The sequence below is a fragment of the Oikeobacillus pervagus genome (assembly GCF_030813365.1).
Taxonomy (GTDB): Bacteria; Bacillota; Bacilli; order Bacillales; family DSM-23947; genus Oikeobacillus; species Oikeobacillus pervagus.
Genome location: NZ_JAUSUC010000004.1, coordinates 65,468 through 82,166 on the forward strand (window position 1 = coordinate 65,468; position 16,699 = coordinate 82,166).

Below are 16,699 nucleotides of genomic sequence, written 5' to 3' on the forward strand. Positions count from 1 at the left end.
CACAAAATGTGGATAGTATCAGCAGGAATGTGCATAAGTCTGTGGATAGATGTGGATAAATTTCAGAATTTACACACTAAATGACTTTTCCATCAATATTGCCTCAGAAAATTGTTTATAACTTTTGACGAAGGATGGCGAATCATCCACATCGACCTTCTGAAAGCCGAGTAAATGAAAGAAATCCACAGCACTATTTAACTTTGTATAAAGATAAATCTTCTCTAGCCGCTCTTCCACAGCAAACTTAAATGCCTCACGAAACAAGGCTACCACCTCATATTGTTCTACACAAGGTGAAATCACTAATGAGCGCAATAAACCCTTTCCTTCTTGCATATGAATCCCTAGAGTGGCAAGCACTTCCCCATTATCTGACTCTAATAATAGAAAAGGATGTAACTGACTATCCACATCTGCTGTGGAAACTTTCGCCTCTTGTAAAAATTTCATGATTCTATCCACATCTTTTTCAGATGCTTTTCTAATCGTTTTCAACATCTCATCCCCCATCCTTTCTCTTTTATCACTCTATGTTTTGTAAAAGAAAAGTAGAACGGGGATTTAATCATAGATTCACCAATAGTGATCCACAAACTACCTTTTATTTGAACAACTTTTTGGCCATTTCTACTACAAAAAATTTCACTTCTACTTCCTCATCTTCCTCTTCTACGTATACAGGTTGTTTGTCCTCTTCATTTTCCTCATTGCTAGATTTCTTATCCTCTTCCATGTTTTCTACCTTTTGGACGATGATCTCTTGTTGTTTTTCCTGTTCCTCCTCATGTATAATAGGCAATTCTTCTTTTATCCCTTCATTTATCGGTTCTTCTTTCATATTTTTTTCTACAGATTCTTCTTGTATTTCTTCTTCACTCACTCGTTCTGTTTCTACTTTTTCCGTTCCCTCTTTGATTGTGCTCGCTTCTACATCTTCCTCTACTCCTGGACCTACTGCTACACCATTTGAGAAATCCAAAAAACATAATGGGGGATAAAGGACACACCACCAATTAGCTCCTTCCCCTTCACCAAGGGTAATTAAGACTGCTTCATATTCACCAGCAGGATATAAAAACTGTCCATATAGTTTCGTAGGAAATTTCACTTTTCCGAAGTCTACTTTTAATTCTTGATTCATTTTCTCTCTTTCCATCACCTGTTTTGCAATTTGTTGAATTTCTGGAAGTTTCTCTTTTAATAAACTACGAGCATCTTCAAGTGAAGTTAAATCAGACACCCACTTTGTAATATGAACATTCACTTCATCACGAATCTTTCTTTTTAATTGTTGATCTTCACTACTATCACTATTAGCCAATATTCTTAAACGAATCGCCTCATTTGGAATCACAATCGTATCCTGTGCGGCTGTTTCCTGTTTCGGTATATATAAACTTAAAATCGTCCCAATCGTTAATAATAATAGATAAGCAACCGCTGTTATTTTTCTTTTTCTCATTTTATTTTCTCCCCCTTCTATCCACCATTGTGTTCAATTGTTAGAAAATTTAAACACGGAATAGAAATAATATTTTCATAGAAAAAAGAGAGTAAGAGAAACCTAGGTTAATAAATAGAGAAAAAAATGAAGAAGCCCTTTAGCCCCTTCATTTAATCCTCATCTATTGTTAAAAAAACCATCCGATCTTTCCCGTTAATATCAAAAACAACTTCTGCCTTTCCATCTGAAAAGGCCTTTCTTAAAAGACTAGCTACCATTTCCCCTTGTCCTGCTCCTACTTCAAAACCTACTATTGCCCGATTCTTTAACACTTTGGGCAGTTGCTGACAAAATGACCGGTACATATCTAATCCGTCTTCCCCAGCAAATAAGGCTAGTTCCGGTTCATATTCTTTTACAACATCTGATAGTTGCTCTTTATCCTTCAAGGGAATATAAGGCGGGTTCGACAAAATAATATCAAATGATTCCGATTGATCCATTAGAGGTTGAAGCAGATTCCCTCGTATCCAATCGATATCCGCATGTAGACGCTTTCCATTTTCGATGGCAACCTTCAAGGCGCTTTCAGAAATATCCACAGCTGTGACATTGAGGTCAGGACGTTCTAATTTCATCGTGATGGCAATTGCACCACTTCCCGTCCCGATATCGGCCATTCGCAGCTTCTGATCATTTGGAAAATGGTTCTGAATTTTTTTTAATGCATTCCAAACAAGCTCCTCCGTCTCTGGCCTTGGAATGAGGACATCTTGATTAACAAGAAAGGTTCGGCCGTAAAACTCCTCTGACCCGATTAAATATTGAACCGGAACTCCTTTTGCATGTTGCTTCACTAATTCTTGAAAGCGCTCCTGTTCATCCTTTGTCAGCTCATTTCGAATATTGGCATATAATTCAGCACGACTATTATTTAATACATGTTTCAACAATAGTTCTCCGGCATTGGCATCCCGTTTATGTTCTGATAAAAAAGAAGAAGCCCATTTAAGGGCCTCATATACTTTAAATGGTGTGCTCATTAGTCTTGTAGGTTCTCTAGTTTCTGTGATTGATCTTCCATAATCAGAGCATCAAGCACTTCATCTAGCTTTCCTTCTAGAATTTGATCTAATTTTTGAATGGTTAAGCCAATGCGATGGTCTGTCACACGATTTTGTGGGAAGTTATACGTGCGAATCCGTTCAGAGCGGTCCCCTGAACCAACCGCTGATTTACGTTGTGCGTCATATTCGGCTTGAGCTTCTTGTTGAAATTTATCATAAATGCGTGCCCGTAAAACTTTCATCGCTTTTTCTTTGTTTTTGATTTGTGATTTTTCATCTTGACAGGACACGACGATGCCCGTTGGCAAATGCGTTAAACGTACAGCGGACATCGTCGTGTTAACGCTTTGTCCACCTGGTCCACTTGAAGCAAATGTGTCAACGCGAATATCCTTTTCATTAATATCTACTTCTACTTCTTCTGTTTCAGGTAAGCAGGCAACGGTAGCCGTTGAAGTATGAATACGTCCACCAGATTCTGTTTCTGGTACACGTTGCACACGATGGGCTCCATTCTCATACTTCATCTTAGAGAAGGCGCCTTTTCCGTTAATCATAAAAATAATTTCTTTATAGCCTCCTAAACCAGTAGAGTTTGCATCAATAACCTCCGTCTTCCATCCTTGAGATTCCGCATACCGGCTGTACATTCGATACAAATCCCCGGCAAATAGCGCTGCTTCATCACCACCAGCTGCCCCACGAATCTCCATAATAACGTTTTTATCATCATTTGGGTCTTTAGGGATTAGAAGGACCTTAAGTCGTGCTTCATAATCTTCTAAATGATTTTCAAGCTCGTTGATTTCCTCTTTCACCATTTCCTTCATATCCGCATCAAGCTTCTCCTCAAGCATCGCTTTAGCGTCTTGATATTGTTGTTGTGCATCTTTATATTCACGGAAAACTTGAACCGTCTCTTGAATATCCGATTGTTCTTTAGAATATTCCCTTAATTTATTCGGGTCATTCACAATTTCAGGATCACTTAATAGCTCATTTAAATGCTCATAACGATCCTCCACTGCTTGTAAACGATCAAACATTAATTTCACCTCAAATTTTAGGTCTTAAACGTACTAATTATAGTATATAGAATTTTCTAATACGACGTCAAAATAAATCATATCCCTATGTACTCGCTTACTGAAAAGGAAAACTCCTATTGAAGGGTTCTTTCATTAGGAGTTTTCCCGAATTACACCTTTTAACGTTCCCTTATGTTCACATTCATCTGATATCGTGGAAGGGCTTTTGTTAATTTCTTTTTTAAACTTGCTTCTGCATCCTTACTTTGTTTCGCATCTTGATCTGTATAAACGGTTACATACATTTGTCTTCCATTAATCCAAACGGGGCCAGCCTCATAATTCGTAAATAATTCAACCACTTCTCTTGCTTTATTTATATCTGTTCCCCTTGTCGGCTGATCAGTGGATAAATCAATAAAATTCGGGTTTTGGTTTGTGTTTGTGCGATCAGTCTGAACATTCCTTAAGCTTAAATCATCTCGATCTTTATTCGTTACAAATCGAGTTCCATCGCGATCCTCCCTTTGTGAAAAAAGAGAACCTTCATTATCATCCATTTGACAAGCCGTTAAGAGAGATAAGGACATACAAATAGCGATTAAAAATTTCATCTCATGCACCTCCTTCTGTTATCTTTCCCTTTAGAAGGAGGTTTATTTTTCATTATATTTCCTTTTTGATTCCTACTCGGCTTTATACTTCATTTTGATCTAGGCACTTCATGATGATGACGACAGCGGGGTTCATAGCTTTCTGAAGCACCGACAAGAATGACGGGATCATCGTAGCGAGCTGGCTTCCCATTAATTAAACGTTGGGTTCGACTTGCAGGGGAACCACATATGGCACATACGGCTTGTAATTTCGTTACTAATTCAGCGACTGACATTAAAGCAGGCATAGGACCAAAGGGTTGTCCACGAAAGTCTTGATCAAGCCCTGCGATCACCACACGATGTCCACGGTTAGCTAAAGTATGGGCTACATTGACAATATCTTCATCAAAAAACTGAGCTTCATCAATTGCTACTACATCCATCTCTAAAGGGACAAGTTGCAGAATTTCATTCGATGATGCGACAGGAATAGCCATAACTGCCGACCCATTATGAGAAACAACTTCTTCCTCACTATAGCGATTATCTATTTTCGGTTTAAAGACAATGAATTGTTGTTTCGCAAAGTGTGCTCGTCTTACTCGCCGAATTAATTCCTCAGATTTCCCAGAAAACATACTTCCACATATAACTTCGATCCAGCCGGATTGCTTCATTACATACATGATAAAGGGGGCCTCTCTTTCTCAAAGCATTTTAACGAAGGCAGAAAAATAGAGACAATATTTACCTTCATTGTCTCTGTCTATTTGGCTCTGTTTAACGTGGCTATTGATTTTCACTTCAGGGGCTTCGCTTTCCGCGGGCTGTACAGCGAGCCTACGGCATCTGTATAGGTTTCCTGATTAGAACCTCGCTCCTTCCGTTCCTCCAATCAACATTGACCATTAACAAACCTATTTAAAGAATAAAAAACAGGCAAGCATTGTTCCCTTCTTACCTGTTTGATATTTAAATCATTATTTAAGACCGTATTTTTTATTGAATTTATCAACACGTCCGCCAGCATCAGCGAATTTTTGACGACCTGTATAGAATGGATGGCATTCAGAACATACCTCTACGCGTACTTCTTCTTTTACAGAACCGCTTTCGAACTCATTTCCACATGCACATTTAACGGTTACTTTTTTGTATTCTGGATGAATACCTGCTTTCATTCTTTTCATCTCCTTTTTGCCCTGAATCATTCCGAAACAGAGTTAACTAATCATAAGCGGATTTATTTCCCGCACACTTAAAACGCACTGACAATATTATAACAAGCTATAATTTCAAATGCAACATCTGGTTTTTTGCAATTTCAGGTTATTTTAGTAATCTTTTTGAATTACCAGATGACTTCAATTCTCCAACTAAATTTGCGATAAATTCTTCGTTTGTTTTCGATTGTCTTAGCTTGCGTAAAAATTTCTCTGCAAGATCTGGTGAATCTGACATTGTTTTTCTAATCTTCCAAATCATATCGAGTTGTTCTTTCTCAATTAACAGTTCCTCTTTACGAGTACCTGAACGACGAATATCAATTGCAGGGAATATTCTTCTTTCAGCCAAGTTACGGTCAAGATGTAACTCCATATTGCCTGTCCCTTTAAATTCTTCATAAATCACATCGTCCATTCGGGAACCAGTATCGACTAATGCTGTAGCAAGAATAGTTAAACTACCACCTTCTTCAATATTACGTGCTGCCCCGAAGAATCGTTTTGGTCGATGGAATGCAGCTGGGTCAATCCCCCCGGATAACGTTCTTCCACTCGGCGGAATGACTAGATTATAAGCTCTAGCTAAACGGGTAATACTATCCATTAAGATGACTACATCCCTTTTATGTTCAACAAGACGCATAGCTCTTTCTAACACAAGTTCTGCTACCTTAATATGGTTCTCTGGTACTTCATCAAATGTTGAGCTTACAATTTCAGCTTGTACAGACCGTTCTATATCCGTTACCTCTTCAGGACGTTCATCAATTAGAAGAACAATCAACTCTGCTTCTGGATTATTCATGGTAATCGCATTAGCAATCTCTTTCAACAGCATTGTTTTCCCTGCTTTTGGAGGGGCCACAATAAGTCCACGTTGTCCGAAACCGACGGGTGTAATTAAATCCATAATTCGGGTTGATAATTTTGAGGGTGATGTTTCTAGATTGATTTGGCGATCTGGGTACAGCGGTGTAAGTGCAGGAAAATGAACGCGCTCTTTAGCGGATTCTGGATCATCTCCATTCACGGCTTCCACATGCAATAAACCATAATATCTTTCATTTTCTTTTGGTGGACGAACCTTCCCTGATACTTTATCCCCATTTCTTAAGTCGAACCGACGAATTTGAGAGGCTGAAATATATATGTCTTCAGAACTTGGAGAGTAATTGATCGGTCTTAGGAAACCAAACCCTTCTGATTGGATAATCTCTAGGACACCTTCCATAAAGAAGAAGCCTTCTTGTTCCGCTCGTGCTTTTAATATGGCAAAAATTAGTTCTTTTTTTGTTAATTTACTATAGTAGGAAACTCTATATGTTCGGGCAAGTTCATATAGTTCCTTTAACTTCATGTTTTCTAAACCGGATATTGTTATTTCTTCCATTTTAACACCACGCTTTAATTATTCAGTTTTGACCCATATGTATTAAATTTTTCTCTTCATTATTCACTATAGAACCGCCTTCCTATGCGGGGAAATATAATTAGGAGTATGTTAAATCATTATCCTTTTTGAATAAATCATAATACGGAGTAACAAACTTAAAAATATAGGCAATTCGTTCTTTAAAGTAAAAAATTAGGAAGTATAAAGTCATGTTTATTTTAACCGCTCGAGTTGGATATAGCAATAACTGATATGTGAAGAAGGAATAAAAAGGAGTCAGGCCAAAAAATTAAAGGCGTCAGACCTCTCGTCACTGCAATATGAATATCACATTTGATGAGAAGTCATCCCCCTATAAAAGATTTCCTTAATTATTATAAACGAATTATTTAAGGTTTAATCACTAAATTTGGCTTTTTATTTAGACTATGGCGACCATCGATAAACCGAACTGTTCCTGATTTTGCTCTCATAACAACGGAATGAGTTGAACCATGTGAACCTTTAAATTGAACTCCACGTAATAACTCCCCATCTGTTACTCCTGTCGCAGCAAAAATCGCATCATCTCCACGAACGAGATCTTCCATTCGAAGAACCTGACTTAAATCGATGCCCATTTTCTTACAACGTGTTACTTCCTCCTCATTTTGTGGAACAAGTTTTCCTTGGATTTCTCCGCCTAGGCATTTTAAGGCAACAGCAGAAATAACCCCTTCTGGAGCACCACCTAAACCGAACAAAATGTCTACGCCTGTATGATCAAATGCTGTGTTGATCGCTCCCGCAACATCTCCATCATTAATTAATTTAATCCGAGCACCAGCTTCTCTTAATTGTGAAATAATATGTTCATGACGAGGACGATCTAAAACCGTCGCTACTACATCTTGAATATCTTTATTCTTTGCTTTGGCAACAGCTTTTAAATTATCAATCACAGATGCATTTATATCAACTTGACCTACTGCTTCAGGACCTACAGCGATTTTTTCCATATACATATCTGGAGCATGTAGAAGGTTTCCTTTATCAGCAATAGCTAAAACAGCTAAAGCGTTCCAGCCACCTGACGCCACAATATTTGTCCCTTCTAATGGGTCCACCGCTATATCTACACCAGGACCATTGCCTGTCCCTAATTTTTCACCAATATAAAGCATTGGTGCTTCATCCATTTCCCCTTCACCAATGACTACAGTACCTTTCATTGGAACGGTATCGAATACATTTCGCATAGCAGTAGTGGCTGCATCATCGGCTTCCATTTTCTTTCCACGTCCCATCCAGCGAGCGGAAGCGAGTGCAGCTGCTTCGGTCACACGAACAAGCTCCATTGTTAAACTTCTTTCCATTTGTATTCCTCCTGTGTTACAAAGCCAAAATTTCAATTCCGTAAACAACTTAACATGTTTATTGTAACACAATCATGTGTTAATAAGTGTATTTTTACGAGCTTTTTATTTGTTCTAATTCTTCCTTAGTTAACTCTTCTCTCCAAATGGTTGCTCCAAGGTCATTCAGCTTTTCCACTAAATGACTATACCCGCGGTCAATATGTTCGACTCCTGTTACTTCTGTTATTCCTTCAGCCATTAGTCCGGCTATCACTAGAGCCGCGCCCGCTCTTAAGTCACTTGCTTTCACCCTTGCTCCTTGAAGTTTATAAGGTCCATTTATAATCGCCGATCTACCTTCCACTTTAATGTTGGCATTCATTCTTCTTAATTCATCAATATGTTTGAATCTTGCTGAATAAATTGTATCGGTTACAATAGCCGATCCTTCTGCTCTCGTTAATAAAGAGGTGAATGGTTGTTGCAGATCGGTTGGGAAGCCCGGATATACTAATGTTTTAATGTCAACTGCTTTAAGTCGATCAGATTTACCAACGAATATTTGGTCATCCCCAATATCGATTGGAACACCTATCTCACGAAGCTTGGCTGTTAATGATTCAAGGTGAAGTGGGATCACATTATCAATGACAATTCCTTCTCCAGTTGCAGCAGCCATAATCATGAAAGTTCCAGCTTCAATCCGGTCAGGAATAATCGTATGACGGCATCCATGAAGCTCTTCCACACCGTCAATACGGATCACATCTGTCCCCGCTCCTTTAATCTTCGCCCCCATATTAGTAAGCAATGTTGCAACATCAATAATTTCAGGTTCTTTCGCGGCATTTTCAATGATTGTACGTCCTTTTGCTTTTACAGCAGCAAGCATAATATTAATAGTTGCTCCAACGCTGACAACATCTAAATAAATTCTTGCCCCTTTTAACTCTTCAGCACGTAAATAAATAGCCCCTTGTTCATTTGTCACTTCTGCTCCCAAAGCTTCAAACCCTTTAATATGCTGATCAATAGGTCTTGGGCCTAAATGGCATCCACCTGGAAGACCAATGACTGCATTTTTAAATTTTCCAAGCATAGCTCCCATTAGGTAATAGGATGCCCGAAGCTTTTTCACGTTTCCATTTGGAAGGGGCATAGCAATCATATTGGAAGGGTCAACTTTCATTTCCCCAGCAACAAAGGACACTTTCCCACCGATTTCTTCTAGTAGACTTTTTAAAATTCGCACATCAGAAATATCGGGTAATCCTTCTATCGTCACATTAGAGTCTGCCAGAATGGTTGCTGGTATGAGAGCAACTGCGCTATTTTTTGCACCATCTATTTTGACTGTTCCCTTAAGTGGGTAACCTCCAGCAATTTTTAGCTTTTCCATTTTCTACTCCCTTCCAAATATACTAGTTGAATAACCGTTTCTTGCCCCTCTTTAGTCAGCAGAGGAGTATTTGTTGGCAAGAAACGATTAGTGAGCCTTTTTTAGCATGCCTGGGCAGGGCCTTCGCTTTATTCTACCTAGCCCTGGCTCCCAGGCGCTCGACGTTAAACCAATGACTATTTTTCTTTTAGTTTGAACATTTTTTTGTAAAACATGTATGATTTTACAAAATTTCTAAGATTATTTTGGAGACTTGTTCAAGCTATACAGTCGCCTCCGCTTTTAGGCTTATCCAGCTGCGGCTCCTAGCTGCTCGAGGTCAAATGTCCATCCTTTCTGTGGCAAAGGACGCCACGCCAAGGTTGGACATTTGCTTGTCGCAGCTGGGCAGTCGCCTACACTTTTAAGCTTATCCAGCTGCGGCTCCTAGGCGCTCGAGATCAAGTGCTAAAGCCTTTCTGTGGCAAAGGACGCCACGCCAAGGCTTCAGCACTTGCTTGTCGCAGCTGTACAGTCGCCTCCGCTTTTTTCTCTATCCAGCTGCGGCTCCTAGCTGCTCGAGGTCAAGTGCTAAAGCCTTTCTGTGGCAAAGGACGCCACGCCAAGGCTTCAGCACTTGCTTGTCGCAGCTGTACAGTCGCCTCCGCTTTTTTATTTTCCTGTTCGGTTTTTCCAGTCGGCTAGGAAGGCTTCTATTCCTTTGTCTGTTAAGGGGTGTTTGAATAATTGGTTTAATACTTTAAATGGTACGGTTGCGATATGTGCTCCTTTTAGTGCTGCTTCTGTAATATGTTGTGGGTGGCGAATGGATGCTGCGATAATTTCTGTTTCGATTCCATGAATAGCAAAAATGTCAGAAATTTGATCAATTAATTTTAAACCATCATGGCCGATATCATCTAGTCGTCCTAAAAAAGGTGATACGTAAGTTGCTCCAGCACGTGCAGCTAATAATGCTTGGTTCGCACTAAAGATAAGGGTGACATTTGTTTTAATACCCTCTTTTGAGAATATTGAAACAGCTTTTAGTCCTTCTGGAGTCATGGGAACTTTCACTGTAATATTAGGAGCGATCTGTGCTAATTCACGACCTTCTTTGATCATTCCTTCAGCATCTAAAGCAATAACTTCTGCACTAACAGAACCATCAACAAGCTCTGTAATTTCTTTTAATCGATCATGAAAAGAGATATTGTTTTCCTTTGCTACAAGTGAGGGATTGGTTGTTACTCCAGATAATATTCCCCATGAATGAGCTTCTTTTATTTCCTCCATGTTCGCTGTATCAATAAAAAATTTCATCTTATTCACTCCTTATCCTATTATGTACATATGTGAAAAACTCCCTATGATGTATTGTTCACAAGGGAGTTCTCTTTGTAAAACAATCTTTACTAAAGTCACATTCTTTTAAAAAGTGGCTTTTACAAGAATCTTAACATTCTTTCTATTGCTTGTCGCGCCTGGACAGTCGCCTACACTTTTAAGCTTATCCAGCTGCGGCTCCTAGGCGCTCGAGGTCAAATGTCAATCCCTTACAGAAGGCAAAGGACGCCTTCTTTCAGGGCTTGTCATTTGCTTGTCGCGCCTGTACAGTCGCCTACACTTTTAGGCTTATCCAGTTGCGGCTCCTAGCTGCTCGAGGTCAAATGTCCGTCCTTTCTGTGGCAAAGGACGCCACGCCAAGGTTGGACATTTGCTTGTCGCAGCTGGGCAGTCGCCTACACTTTTAAGCTTTATTTGTGGAACCGAATTCTCTCATTTTTCCAATTACTGTTTCTTTAATTGTTTCTCGTGCTGGTCCTAAGTATTTCCGTGGGTCATACATTTCTGGATTGTCTGCTAATACTTGGCGAACTGTTTTTGCAGAAGCAATTTGGTTTTCGGTATTTACGTTAATTTTGGCTGTTCCAAGTGAAATAGCTTTCTGAATATCCTTCGTTGGAATTCCTGTACCTCCATGAAGAACTAATGGAACGTCTGTACGATTAGAGATTTCCTCCATCTCTTTAAACCCTAAATTTGGTTCTCCCTTATATGGTCCATGTACAGAACCTAATGCTGGTGCTAAGCAATCAATGCCTGTTTGTTTGACTAAATTTTCACATTCATTTGCATCGGCATAGATGACTCCATTTGCGACAACATCATCTTCTTGACCACCGACAGTTCCTAATTCAGCTTCAACAGAAACTCCTTTAGAATGTGCATATTCTACTACCTTTGTTGTAATTTCAACATTTTCCTCAAATGGATGATGAGAAGCATCTATCATTACAGAAGTAAAGCCCGCATCAATTGCTTCTTTACATTTATCAAAGCTTGATCCATGATCTAAGTGAATGGCTACAGGAACTGTAATTTTATAATCTTCTAGAAGTCCTTTTACCATATTAACAACTGTTTTAAAACCGCCCATATAGCGGCCCGCGCCTTCAGACACCCCAAGAATGACTGGAGATTTCTCTTCTTCTGCTGCTTGGAGAATCGCTTGAGTAAACTCTAAGTTATTAAGGTTGAATTGACCGACAGCATAACCCTCTTTTTTTGCTGTTATCAGCATTTCTTTCATGGAAACTAAAGGCATAATCTTTTTTCCTCCTTAAACATTACATCCTAACGATCTAAACGTATGTCACATAAAAAGAATTGATTTCTCTTTTAAAATTCACCATTGTAATGATACCAAATTCGCGTCTCATTTTCCAACAAGTTTGAGCTTGTCACAAAAATAACAAGACTATTCATTATTTTGCCTCCGATTTTGAAATATATTGTTTAACCGCCCTACGAATATCGTCTATATCAAATGGCTTAGCAAAATGGGTTAAAGCACCAAGGTCTTTTGCTTCCTGGATCATGTCAAGCTCGCCGTAAGCCGTCATAATAATGACGCGGATTTCGGGATCCTTTTGTTTCAATCTTTTTAAAATCTCGATTCCGTCCATTCCTGGAATTTTCATATCCAAAAGAACCAGATCTGGGGTATGACTTTCAGCTATTTCCAATGCCTGTATTCCATTGGCTGCTTGAAATGTATCATACCCCTCCTTTTGCAAAACTTCATTCAGTAAAATCCTAATTCCAAATTGGTCATCCACAATTAAAACCCTTTGTGACATTCTTAATCCCTCCCATGTTCAAAAAACGAATCATTTTTATGTATAATCCCCTGCTCATTCCATTCTTTTGTAACTTCCTTAGTAAAGTATGAAGGCGAATTAACCCCATGGGTGGCCCATCCACATTCTTTTGTAACTTCCTTAGTAAAGTATACTTCTATTTAAGCTAACTAAATTCCTGCCTTCGTTTTTGTACTTTCCTAAAGATCCTTTTAAAATAGAAACAGCTTTCAATGACTTATTACGTCAAACAGTCCACCTAATTTTTTATTGTTAAAATTATCCATATCAGTATCCTCAATTTGCACTTTTTCAAAAAAGGGGTAATCTGTACATGTTAGGGAAAATTGAGATCCACTATTAAATAGTTTTTCTCAGCCCATACAATCATTCACGGTGTAATCCTAATTGAACATGGGGGTTGATCATATGTTAAAAATGTTTACAACACAATTAATTGGCTTATTACAACGGATTCAAAATCGTGAGCAATACTCTATAGAGGATGGTGCGCGATTATTGGCTCAGGCATTGGCCGGTGAAGGAAATATTTATATTCATGGAATTGATGAAATGGAGGGGATTACTTTAGAGGCCCTTAATGGTTCGGAACCATTTGAAAGAGGGAAGGCTCTTCGGGATCTTTCCGTTTTGAATTCTATTGACCGGGTTTTGCTTGTTTCCCGTTATTCCACCGATGAAAAGGCTCTTCTTCTGGCTGAGCAGCTCATTGATAAAAACATTCCTTTTGCCGCTATTTCGACTTCTATCGAAAATGATGCACCTTCTTTGGCCACATTAGCGGATGTCCATATCGATCTAGGTTTATCAAAAGGCCTCATTCCAAATGATGAAGGAGAAAGAGTTGGCTATCCCGCAAGCATTGCTGCATTATATGTTTATTTTGCTTTGAAATTAGCAATGGATGAAATATTAGAAGATAACGACTTTTAGGAGATATAAGATTATCCTGTTGTGGTACATGAGGGCGGCAGGTTTGATCATTTCCCAATCGCTTTTGCCTATTTCCCACGTTTATTTGCACATCTATGATTTTGGGGCGGGGCTAATTCTCACGGTTGTGGGCGTAGTCAAGTCCTGAACTCATCTAATATTTCAAATTGAACTAATTTCCTTCATAGTGCAGAACCCCTCTATCCTTGATAAATAGAGAGGTTCTTGATTTGCAGTTTATTTTCTGCGATTTTCTATAGATGCGCCAATAAAATCTCTAAATAATGGTTGTGGGCGTGTAGGTCTTGATTTGAACTCTGGATGGAATTGGGCTGCGACGAACCATGGATGTTCTTTTAATTCAACGATTTCGACTAAACGTCCATCTGGGCTTGTACCAGAGAAGACAAAACCCGCTTGTTCCATTTGTTCACGATATTCATTATTAAATTCATAACGATGGCGATGACGTTCATAGACTACTTCATCTTTATAGGCCATATAAGCCTTCGTTCCTTCTTCTAATTTACAAGGGTATAAACCTAAACGTAATGTACCTCCAAGGTCTTCAACGTCTTTTTGCTCAGGCAGTAAATCGATAATTGGGAACTTCGTATTTGGATCAATCTCTGCGGAATGAGCCCCTTCTAAATGAAGGACATTTCTCCCAAATTCAACGGTAGCAAGCTGCATACCTAAACAAATACCTAAAAATGGAATCTTATTTTCCCTTGCATATCGGATGGAGATAATTTTCCCTTCAATTCCACGATCTCCAAATCCCCCAGGTACTAAGATACCATCTACCTCTTTTAATAGATCTGCCACATTGTCTGCATTCACATCTTCAGCATTGATCCAATCAATTTCAACATCTGAATCAAATGCATATCCTGCATGCTTTAATGATTCAACAACGGAAATATAGGCATCTTGAAGTTCAACATACTTCCCAACAAGAGCAATTTTGGTTTTGCGTGAAAGGTTTTGAACTTTGTTAACCAATTCTCTCCATTCCGTCATGTCTGCATCATGGCACTGAATTTTTAAATGTTGACAAACGATTTCATCCATGTTCTGTTCTTGTAAAGCGAGTGGAACTTCATACAATGTTTCAGCATCCATTGCTTCAATGACAGCATGAGGATCGATATCACAGAATAAAGCTAATTTATCTTTCATCTCTTGTGAAATCGGCATTTCAGTACGAACAACGATAATATTAGGCTGAATTCCTAAACTACGAAGTTCTTTTACACTATGCTGTGTTGGTTTAGTTTTCATTTCCCCTGCAGCTTTAAGATAAGGAATGAGTGTACAATGAATATACATCACATTGTTAGAACCAACATCGCTTTTAATTTGGCGAATCGCTTCTAAAAACGGCAAAGATTCAATATCCCCAACTGTCCCGCCAATTTCAGTAATGACAACATCTGCTTTCGTTTCTTTTCCTGCACGGAAAACGCGGTCTTTAATCTCATTTGTAACATGTGGGATCACTTGGACTGTACCACCTAAGTAATCGCCACGGCGTTCTTTTCTTAATACAGATGAGTACACTTTTCCAGTTGTCACATTGCTATATTTATTCAAATTAATGTCGATGAAACGCTCATAATGTCCTAAGTCTAAATCTGTTTCTGCACCATCATCTGTGACGAAAACTTCCCCATGTTGGTATGGACTCATTGTTCCAGGATCGACATTGATATACGGATCAAATTTTTGAATTGTAACATTCAGCCCTCTATTCTTTAATAATCTACCTAATGAAGCTGCTGTAATCCCTTTTCCTAAAGAAGAAACTACTCCTCCAGTTACAAATATATATTTCGTCAATTAAGGTTCCCCCTTCAATTTCATTATGCATTATATGGAATATTATTATAATTTTCCCTGAGTATGGGGGTAAAATACAAAAAAAACGCCCCACTTACTAAAAAATAGTAAGGGAGCGTTTTTTATGAATCCGTTCATAAAGAGCCCAAATAAAATACTACAATTGTAATGAAAAGAAGTCAAGTAGAGATTATTCTTCCTCTTCATCGTCATCATCGAGGTCTTCATCATCCAACTCTTCATCCTCGAGATCGAATTCTTCCTCATCCTCTTCTTCAAGATCGACGCCATCTAGTTCCTCATCTTCTTCATCATAATCCTCTTCTTCTACAAGATCGTCGATGTCCTCAAATTCAATATCGTCTTCCTCATCATCTAAATCGTCTATTTCATCCAACTCTTCTTTTTGGACTACTTTTTTCGACTTTTTCTTTCTTGTTTTAATCGTTGGTACCGTCTCTTCTTCTATTTGTTCAATTGGATACCATGCTCTTAAGCCCCAACGATTGTCTCCCAGAGCGATAAAGCCACCATCCACATTTAAATCTGTATAGAATTGAACCATTCTTTTGTGTAATTCCTGATCAGAAATACCACTTATTTGCTGAATTTCCTGAAGAATTTCCTGGAACGTCATAGCTTGTTTCTTGTTTAAAAAAATTTCATATGCGATTTCAATAAAAGACATTTCTCTAATTTCTTCTTTTGACAATTGATCCAATTTCAACGGTCGTACACTCCCTTTCCTATTTCAACACTCTATTATAAAGAGTTAAAAAGGCGTAAATCATCTAAAATACATATTTTCCATTATAAACAATTATCAATTGTTTATGCTAGTTAAAACTGTGTATTTCTGTACTTTTTCTAAGGAAAAGGAGTAATGAAATTAAGTTCCCGCTAGTTAAGCAAAAATTAATGCAATTATCTTTTATTCAGGTCGAGATTTGCTCAAGTTTTTTCTTTTTCCCCTGTTGACCGGAAAGCGGAAAAAGGCCTCGTTTCCTATTTAACATTTTCTTATTACGTTCTATCTCGAGAATTTTTAGATTGTTTTAATTCTAAATATCCGATCACAAAAAAATAAATGGATAGAAGTAAAAAAGGAATGGCGCCTAATTGAAGCTCGTATAAAATATATGTGCCAATAATCAGTACAATAATGAATATCCATTTCGCTGTTCGCTTCACTTCTTCACTTCCTAAATAATTTCTGCTTTTATCCATTATATGCTATAAAAAGGGTTCGAAAAACATACGGTAAGTAAAAAGCATGTTAAACTTG

17 protein-coding genes are annotated in these 16,699 nt (G+C 38.4%); 1 reads left to right on the forward strand and 16 read right to left on the reverse strand.

Annotation, left to right across the window (positions count from 1 at the left end):
• Window positions 1-69: 69 nt before the first annotated feature.
• From J2S13_RS02695 to J2S13_RS02755, 13 genes are all read right to left on the reverse strand, one after another.
• Complete coding sequence (locus tag J2S13_RS02695; RefSeq protein WP_307256145.1) at window positions 70-498, reverse strand: GNAT family N-acetyltransferase; 429 nt, start codon at window positions 496-498, stop codon at window positions 70-72.
• Between the two features lie 106 nt (window positions 499-604).
• A complete protein-coding gene (gene spoIIR, locus J2S13_RS02700) occupies window positions 605-1,465 on the reverse strand; it encodes a stage II sporulation protein R (RefSeq protein ID WP_307256146.1) in 861 nt (286 codons plus the stop codon).
• Between the two features lie 152 nt (window positions 1,466-1,617).
• The gene (gene prmC, locus J2S13_RS02705) at window positions 1,618-2,490 is read right to left on the reverse strand and encodes a peptide chain release factor N(5)-glutamine methyltransferase (RefSeq protein ID WP_307256147.1); all 873 of its coding nucleotides are present in this window, start codon (window positions 2,488-2,490) and stop codon (window positions 1,618-1,620) included.
• Entirely contained in the window at window positions 2,490-3,560 is a 1,071-nt protein-coding gene (gene prfA, locus J2S13_RS02710) for a peptide chain release factor 1 (RefSeq protein WP_307256148.1), read from the reverse strand. The genes prmC and prfA overlap by 1 nt, the downstream gene beginning before the upstream one ends.
• 161 nt (window positions 3,561-3,721) lie before the next feature.
• Window positions 3,722-4,156, reverse strand: a complete 435-nt coding sequence (locus J2S13_RS02715) for a hypothetical protein (protein WP_307256149.1) — start codon at window positions 4,154-4,156, stop codon at window positions 3,722-3,724.
• A gap of 89 nt (window positions 4,157-4,245) precedes the next feature.
• Entirely contained in the window at window positions 4,246-4,827 is a 582-nt protein-coding gene (locus J2S13_RS02720) for a thymidine kinase (protein WP_307256150.1), read from the reverse strand.
• A gap of 294 nt (window positions 4,828-5,121) precedes the next feature.
• Window positions 5,122-5,322 (reverse strand): 50S ribosomal protein L31, encoded by a 201-nt coding sequence (gene rpmE, locus J2S13_RS02725; RefSeq protein WP_307256151.1) that lies wholly within the window; start codon window positions 5,320-5,322, stop codon window positions 5,122-5,124.
• Between the two features lie 148 nt (window positions 5,323-5,470).
• Window positions 5,471-6,757 (reverse strand): transcription termination factor Rho, encoded by a 1,287-nt coding sequence (gene rho, locus J2S13_RS02730; RefSeq protein WP_307256152.1) that lies wholly within the window; start codon window positions 6,755-6,757, stop codon window positions 5,471-5,473.
• A 392-nt stretch (window positions 6,758-7,149) separates the two neighbouring features.
• Window positions 7,150-8,115, reverse strand: coding sequence for a class II fructose-bisphosphatase (glpX, locus tag J2S13_RS02735; RefSeq protein WP_307256153.1), 966 nt, complete (start codon window positions 8,113-8,115; stop codon window positions 7,150-7,152).
• Between the two features lie 94 nt (window positions 8,116-8,209).
• Window positions 8,210-9,496 carry a UDP-N-acetylglucosamine 1-carboxyvinyltransferase gene (gene murA, locus J2S13_RS02740; protein ID WP_307256154.1) on the reverse strand — a complete coding sequence of 429 codons (1,287 nt, stop codon included), beginning with the start codon at window positions 9,494-9,496 and terminating at the stop codon, window positions 8,210-8,212.
• Window positions 9,497-10,147: 651 nt separating this feature from the next.
• On the reverse strand, window positions 10,148-10,798 hold the full coding sequence (gene fsa / locus J2S13_RS02745; RefSeq protein WP_307256155.1) for a fructose-6-phosphate aldolase: 651 nt from the start codon (window positions 10,796-10,798) through the stop codon (window positions 10,148-10,150).
• A 427-nt stretch (window positions 10,799-11,225) separates the two neighbouring features.
• Window positions 11,226-12,083, reverse strand: coding sequence for a class II fructose-bisphosphate aldolase (locus tag J2S13_RS02750; RefSeq protein ID WP_307256156.1), 858 nt, complete (start codon window positions 12,081-12,083; stop codon window positions 11,226-11,228).
• Window positions 12,084-12,243: 160 nt separating this feature from the next.
• Window positions 12,244-12,618 carry a response regulator gene (locus tag J2S13_RS02755; protein ID WP_307256157.1) on the reverse strand — a complete coding sequence of 125 codons (375 nt, stop codon included), beginning with the start codon at window positions 12,616-12,618 and terminating at the stop codon, window positions 12,244-12,246.
• 429 nt (window positions 12,619-13,047) lie between these two features.
• On the opposite strand from J2S13_RS02755, the gene J2S13_RS02760 reads away from it, so the two are divergent.
• Window positions 13,048-13,572, forward strand: a complete 525-nt coding sequence (locus J2S13_RS02760) for a DUF2529 domain-containing protein (RefSeq protein WP_307256158.1) — start codon at window positions 13,048-13,050, stop codon at window positions 13,570-13,572.
• 237 nt (window positions 13,573-13,809) lie between these two features.
• Here the strand turns inward: J2S13_RS02760 and pyrG are convergent, their stop codons facing one another.
• The 3 genes from pyrG to J2S13_RS02775 form a co-directional block, all read right to left on the reverse strand.
• A complete protein-coding gene (pyrG, locus tag J2S13_RS02765; protein WP_307256159.1) occupies window positions 13,810-15,414 on the reverse strand; it encodes a CTP synthase in 1,605 nt (534 codons plus the stop codon).
• A 190-nt stretch (window positions 15,415-15,604) separates the two neighbouring features.
• Complete coding sequence (gene rpoE / locus J2S13_RS02770) at window positions 15,605-16,141, reverse strand: DNA-directed RNA polymerase subunit delta (RefSeq protein WP_307256160.1); 537 nt, start codon at window positions 16,139-16,141, stop codon at window positions 15,605-15,607.
• Between the two features lie 296 nt (window positions 16,142-16,437).
• Window positions 16,438-16,605: a hypothetical protein gene (locus J2S13_RS02775; protein WP_307256161.1), complete on the reverse strand. Its 168-nt coding sequence runs from the start codon at window positions 16,603-16,605 to the stop codon at window positions 16,438-16,440.
• Between the last annotated feature and the right edge of the window lie 94 nt (window positions 16,606-16,699).

Bases quoted from the DNA above. Each gene is read 5' to 3' on its own strand.
- glpX (WP_307256153.1), bottom strand. From the start codon at position 8,115: ATGGAAAGAAGTTTAACAATGGAGCTTGTTCGTGTGACCGAAGCAGCT.
- J2S13_RS02760 (WP_307256158.1), top strand. From the start codon at position 13,048: ATGTTAAAAATGTTTACAACACAATTAATTGGCTTATTACAACGGATT.
- J2S13_RS02750 (WP_307256156.1), bottom strand. From the start codon at position 12,083: ATGCCTTTAGTTTCCATGAAAGAAATGCTGATAACAGCAAAAAAAGAG.
- prmC (WP_307256147.1), bottom strand. From the start codon at position 2,490: ATGAGCACACCATTTAAAGTATATGAGGCCCTTAAATGGGCTTCTTCT.
- fsa (WP_307256155.1), bottom strand. From the start codon at position 10,798: ATGAAATTTTTTATTGATACAGCGAACATGGAGGAAATAAAAGAAGCT.
- spoIIR (WP_307256146.1), bottom strand. From the start codon at position 1,465: ATGAGAAAAAGAAAAATAACAGCGGTTGCTTATCTATTATTATTAACG.
- murA (WP_307256154.1), bottom strand. From the start codon at position 9,496: ATGGAAAAGCTAAAAATTGCTGGAGGTTACCCACTTAAGGGAACAGTC.
- rpmE (WP_307256151.1), bottom strand. From the start codon at position 5,322: ATGAAAGCAGGTATTCATCCAGAATACAAAAAAGTAACCGTTAAATGT.
- rho (WP_307256152.1), bottom strand. From the start codon at position 6,757: ATGGAAGAAATAACAATATCCGGTTTAGAAAACATGAAGTTAAAGGAA.
- J2S13_RS02720 (WP_307256150.1), bottom strand. From the start codon at position 4,827: ATGTATGTAATGAAGCAATCCGGCTGGATCGAAGTTATATGTGGAAGT.
- J2S13_RS02715 (WP_307256149.1), bottom strand. From the start codon at position 4,156: ATGAAATTTTTAATCGCTATTTGTATGTCCTTATCTCTCTTAACGGCT.
- prfA (WP_307256148.1), bottom strand. From the start codon at position 3,560: ATGTTTGATCGTTTACAAGCAGTGGAGGATCGTTATGAGCATTTAAAT.
- J2S13_RS02755 (WP_307256157.1), bottom strand. From the start codon at position 12,618: ATGTCACAAAGGGTTTTAATTGTGGATGACCAATTTGGAATTAGGATT.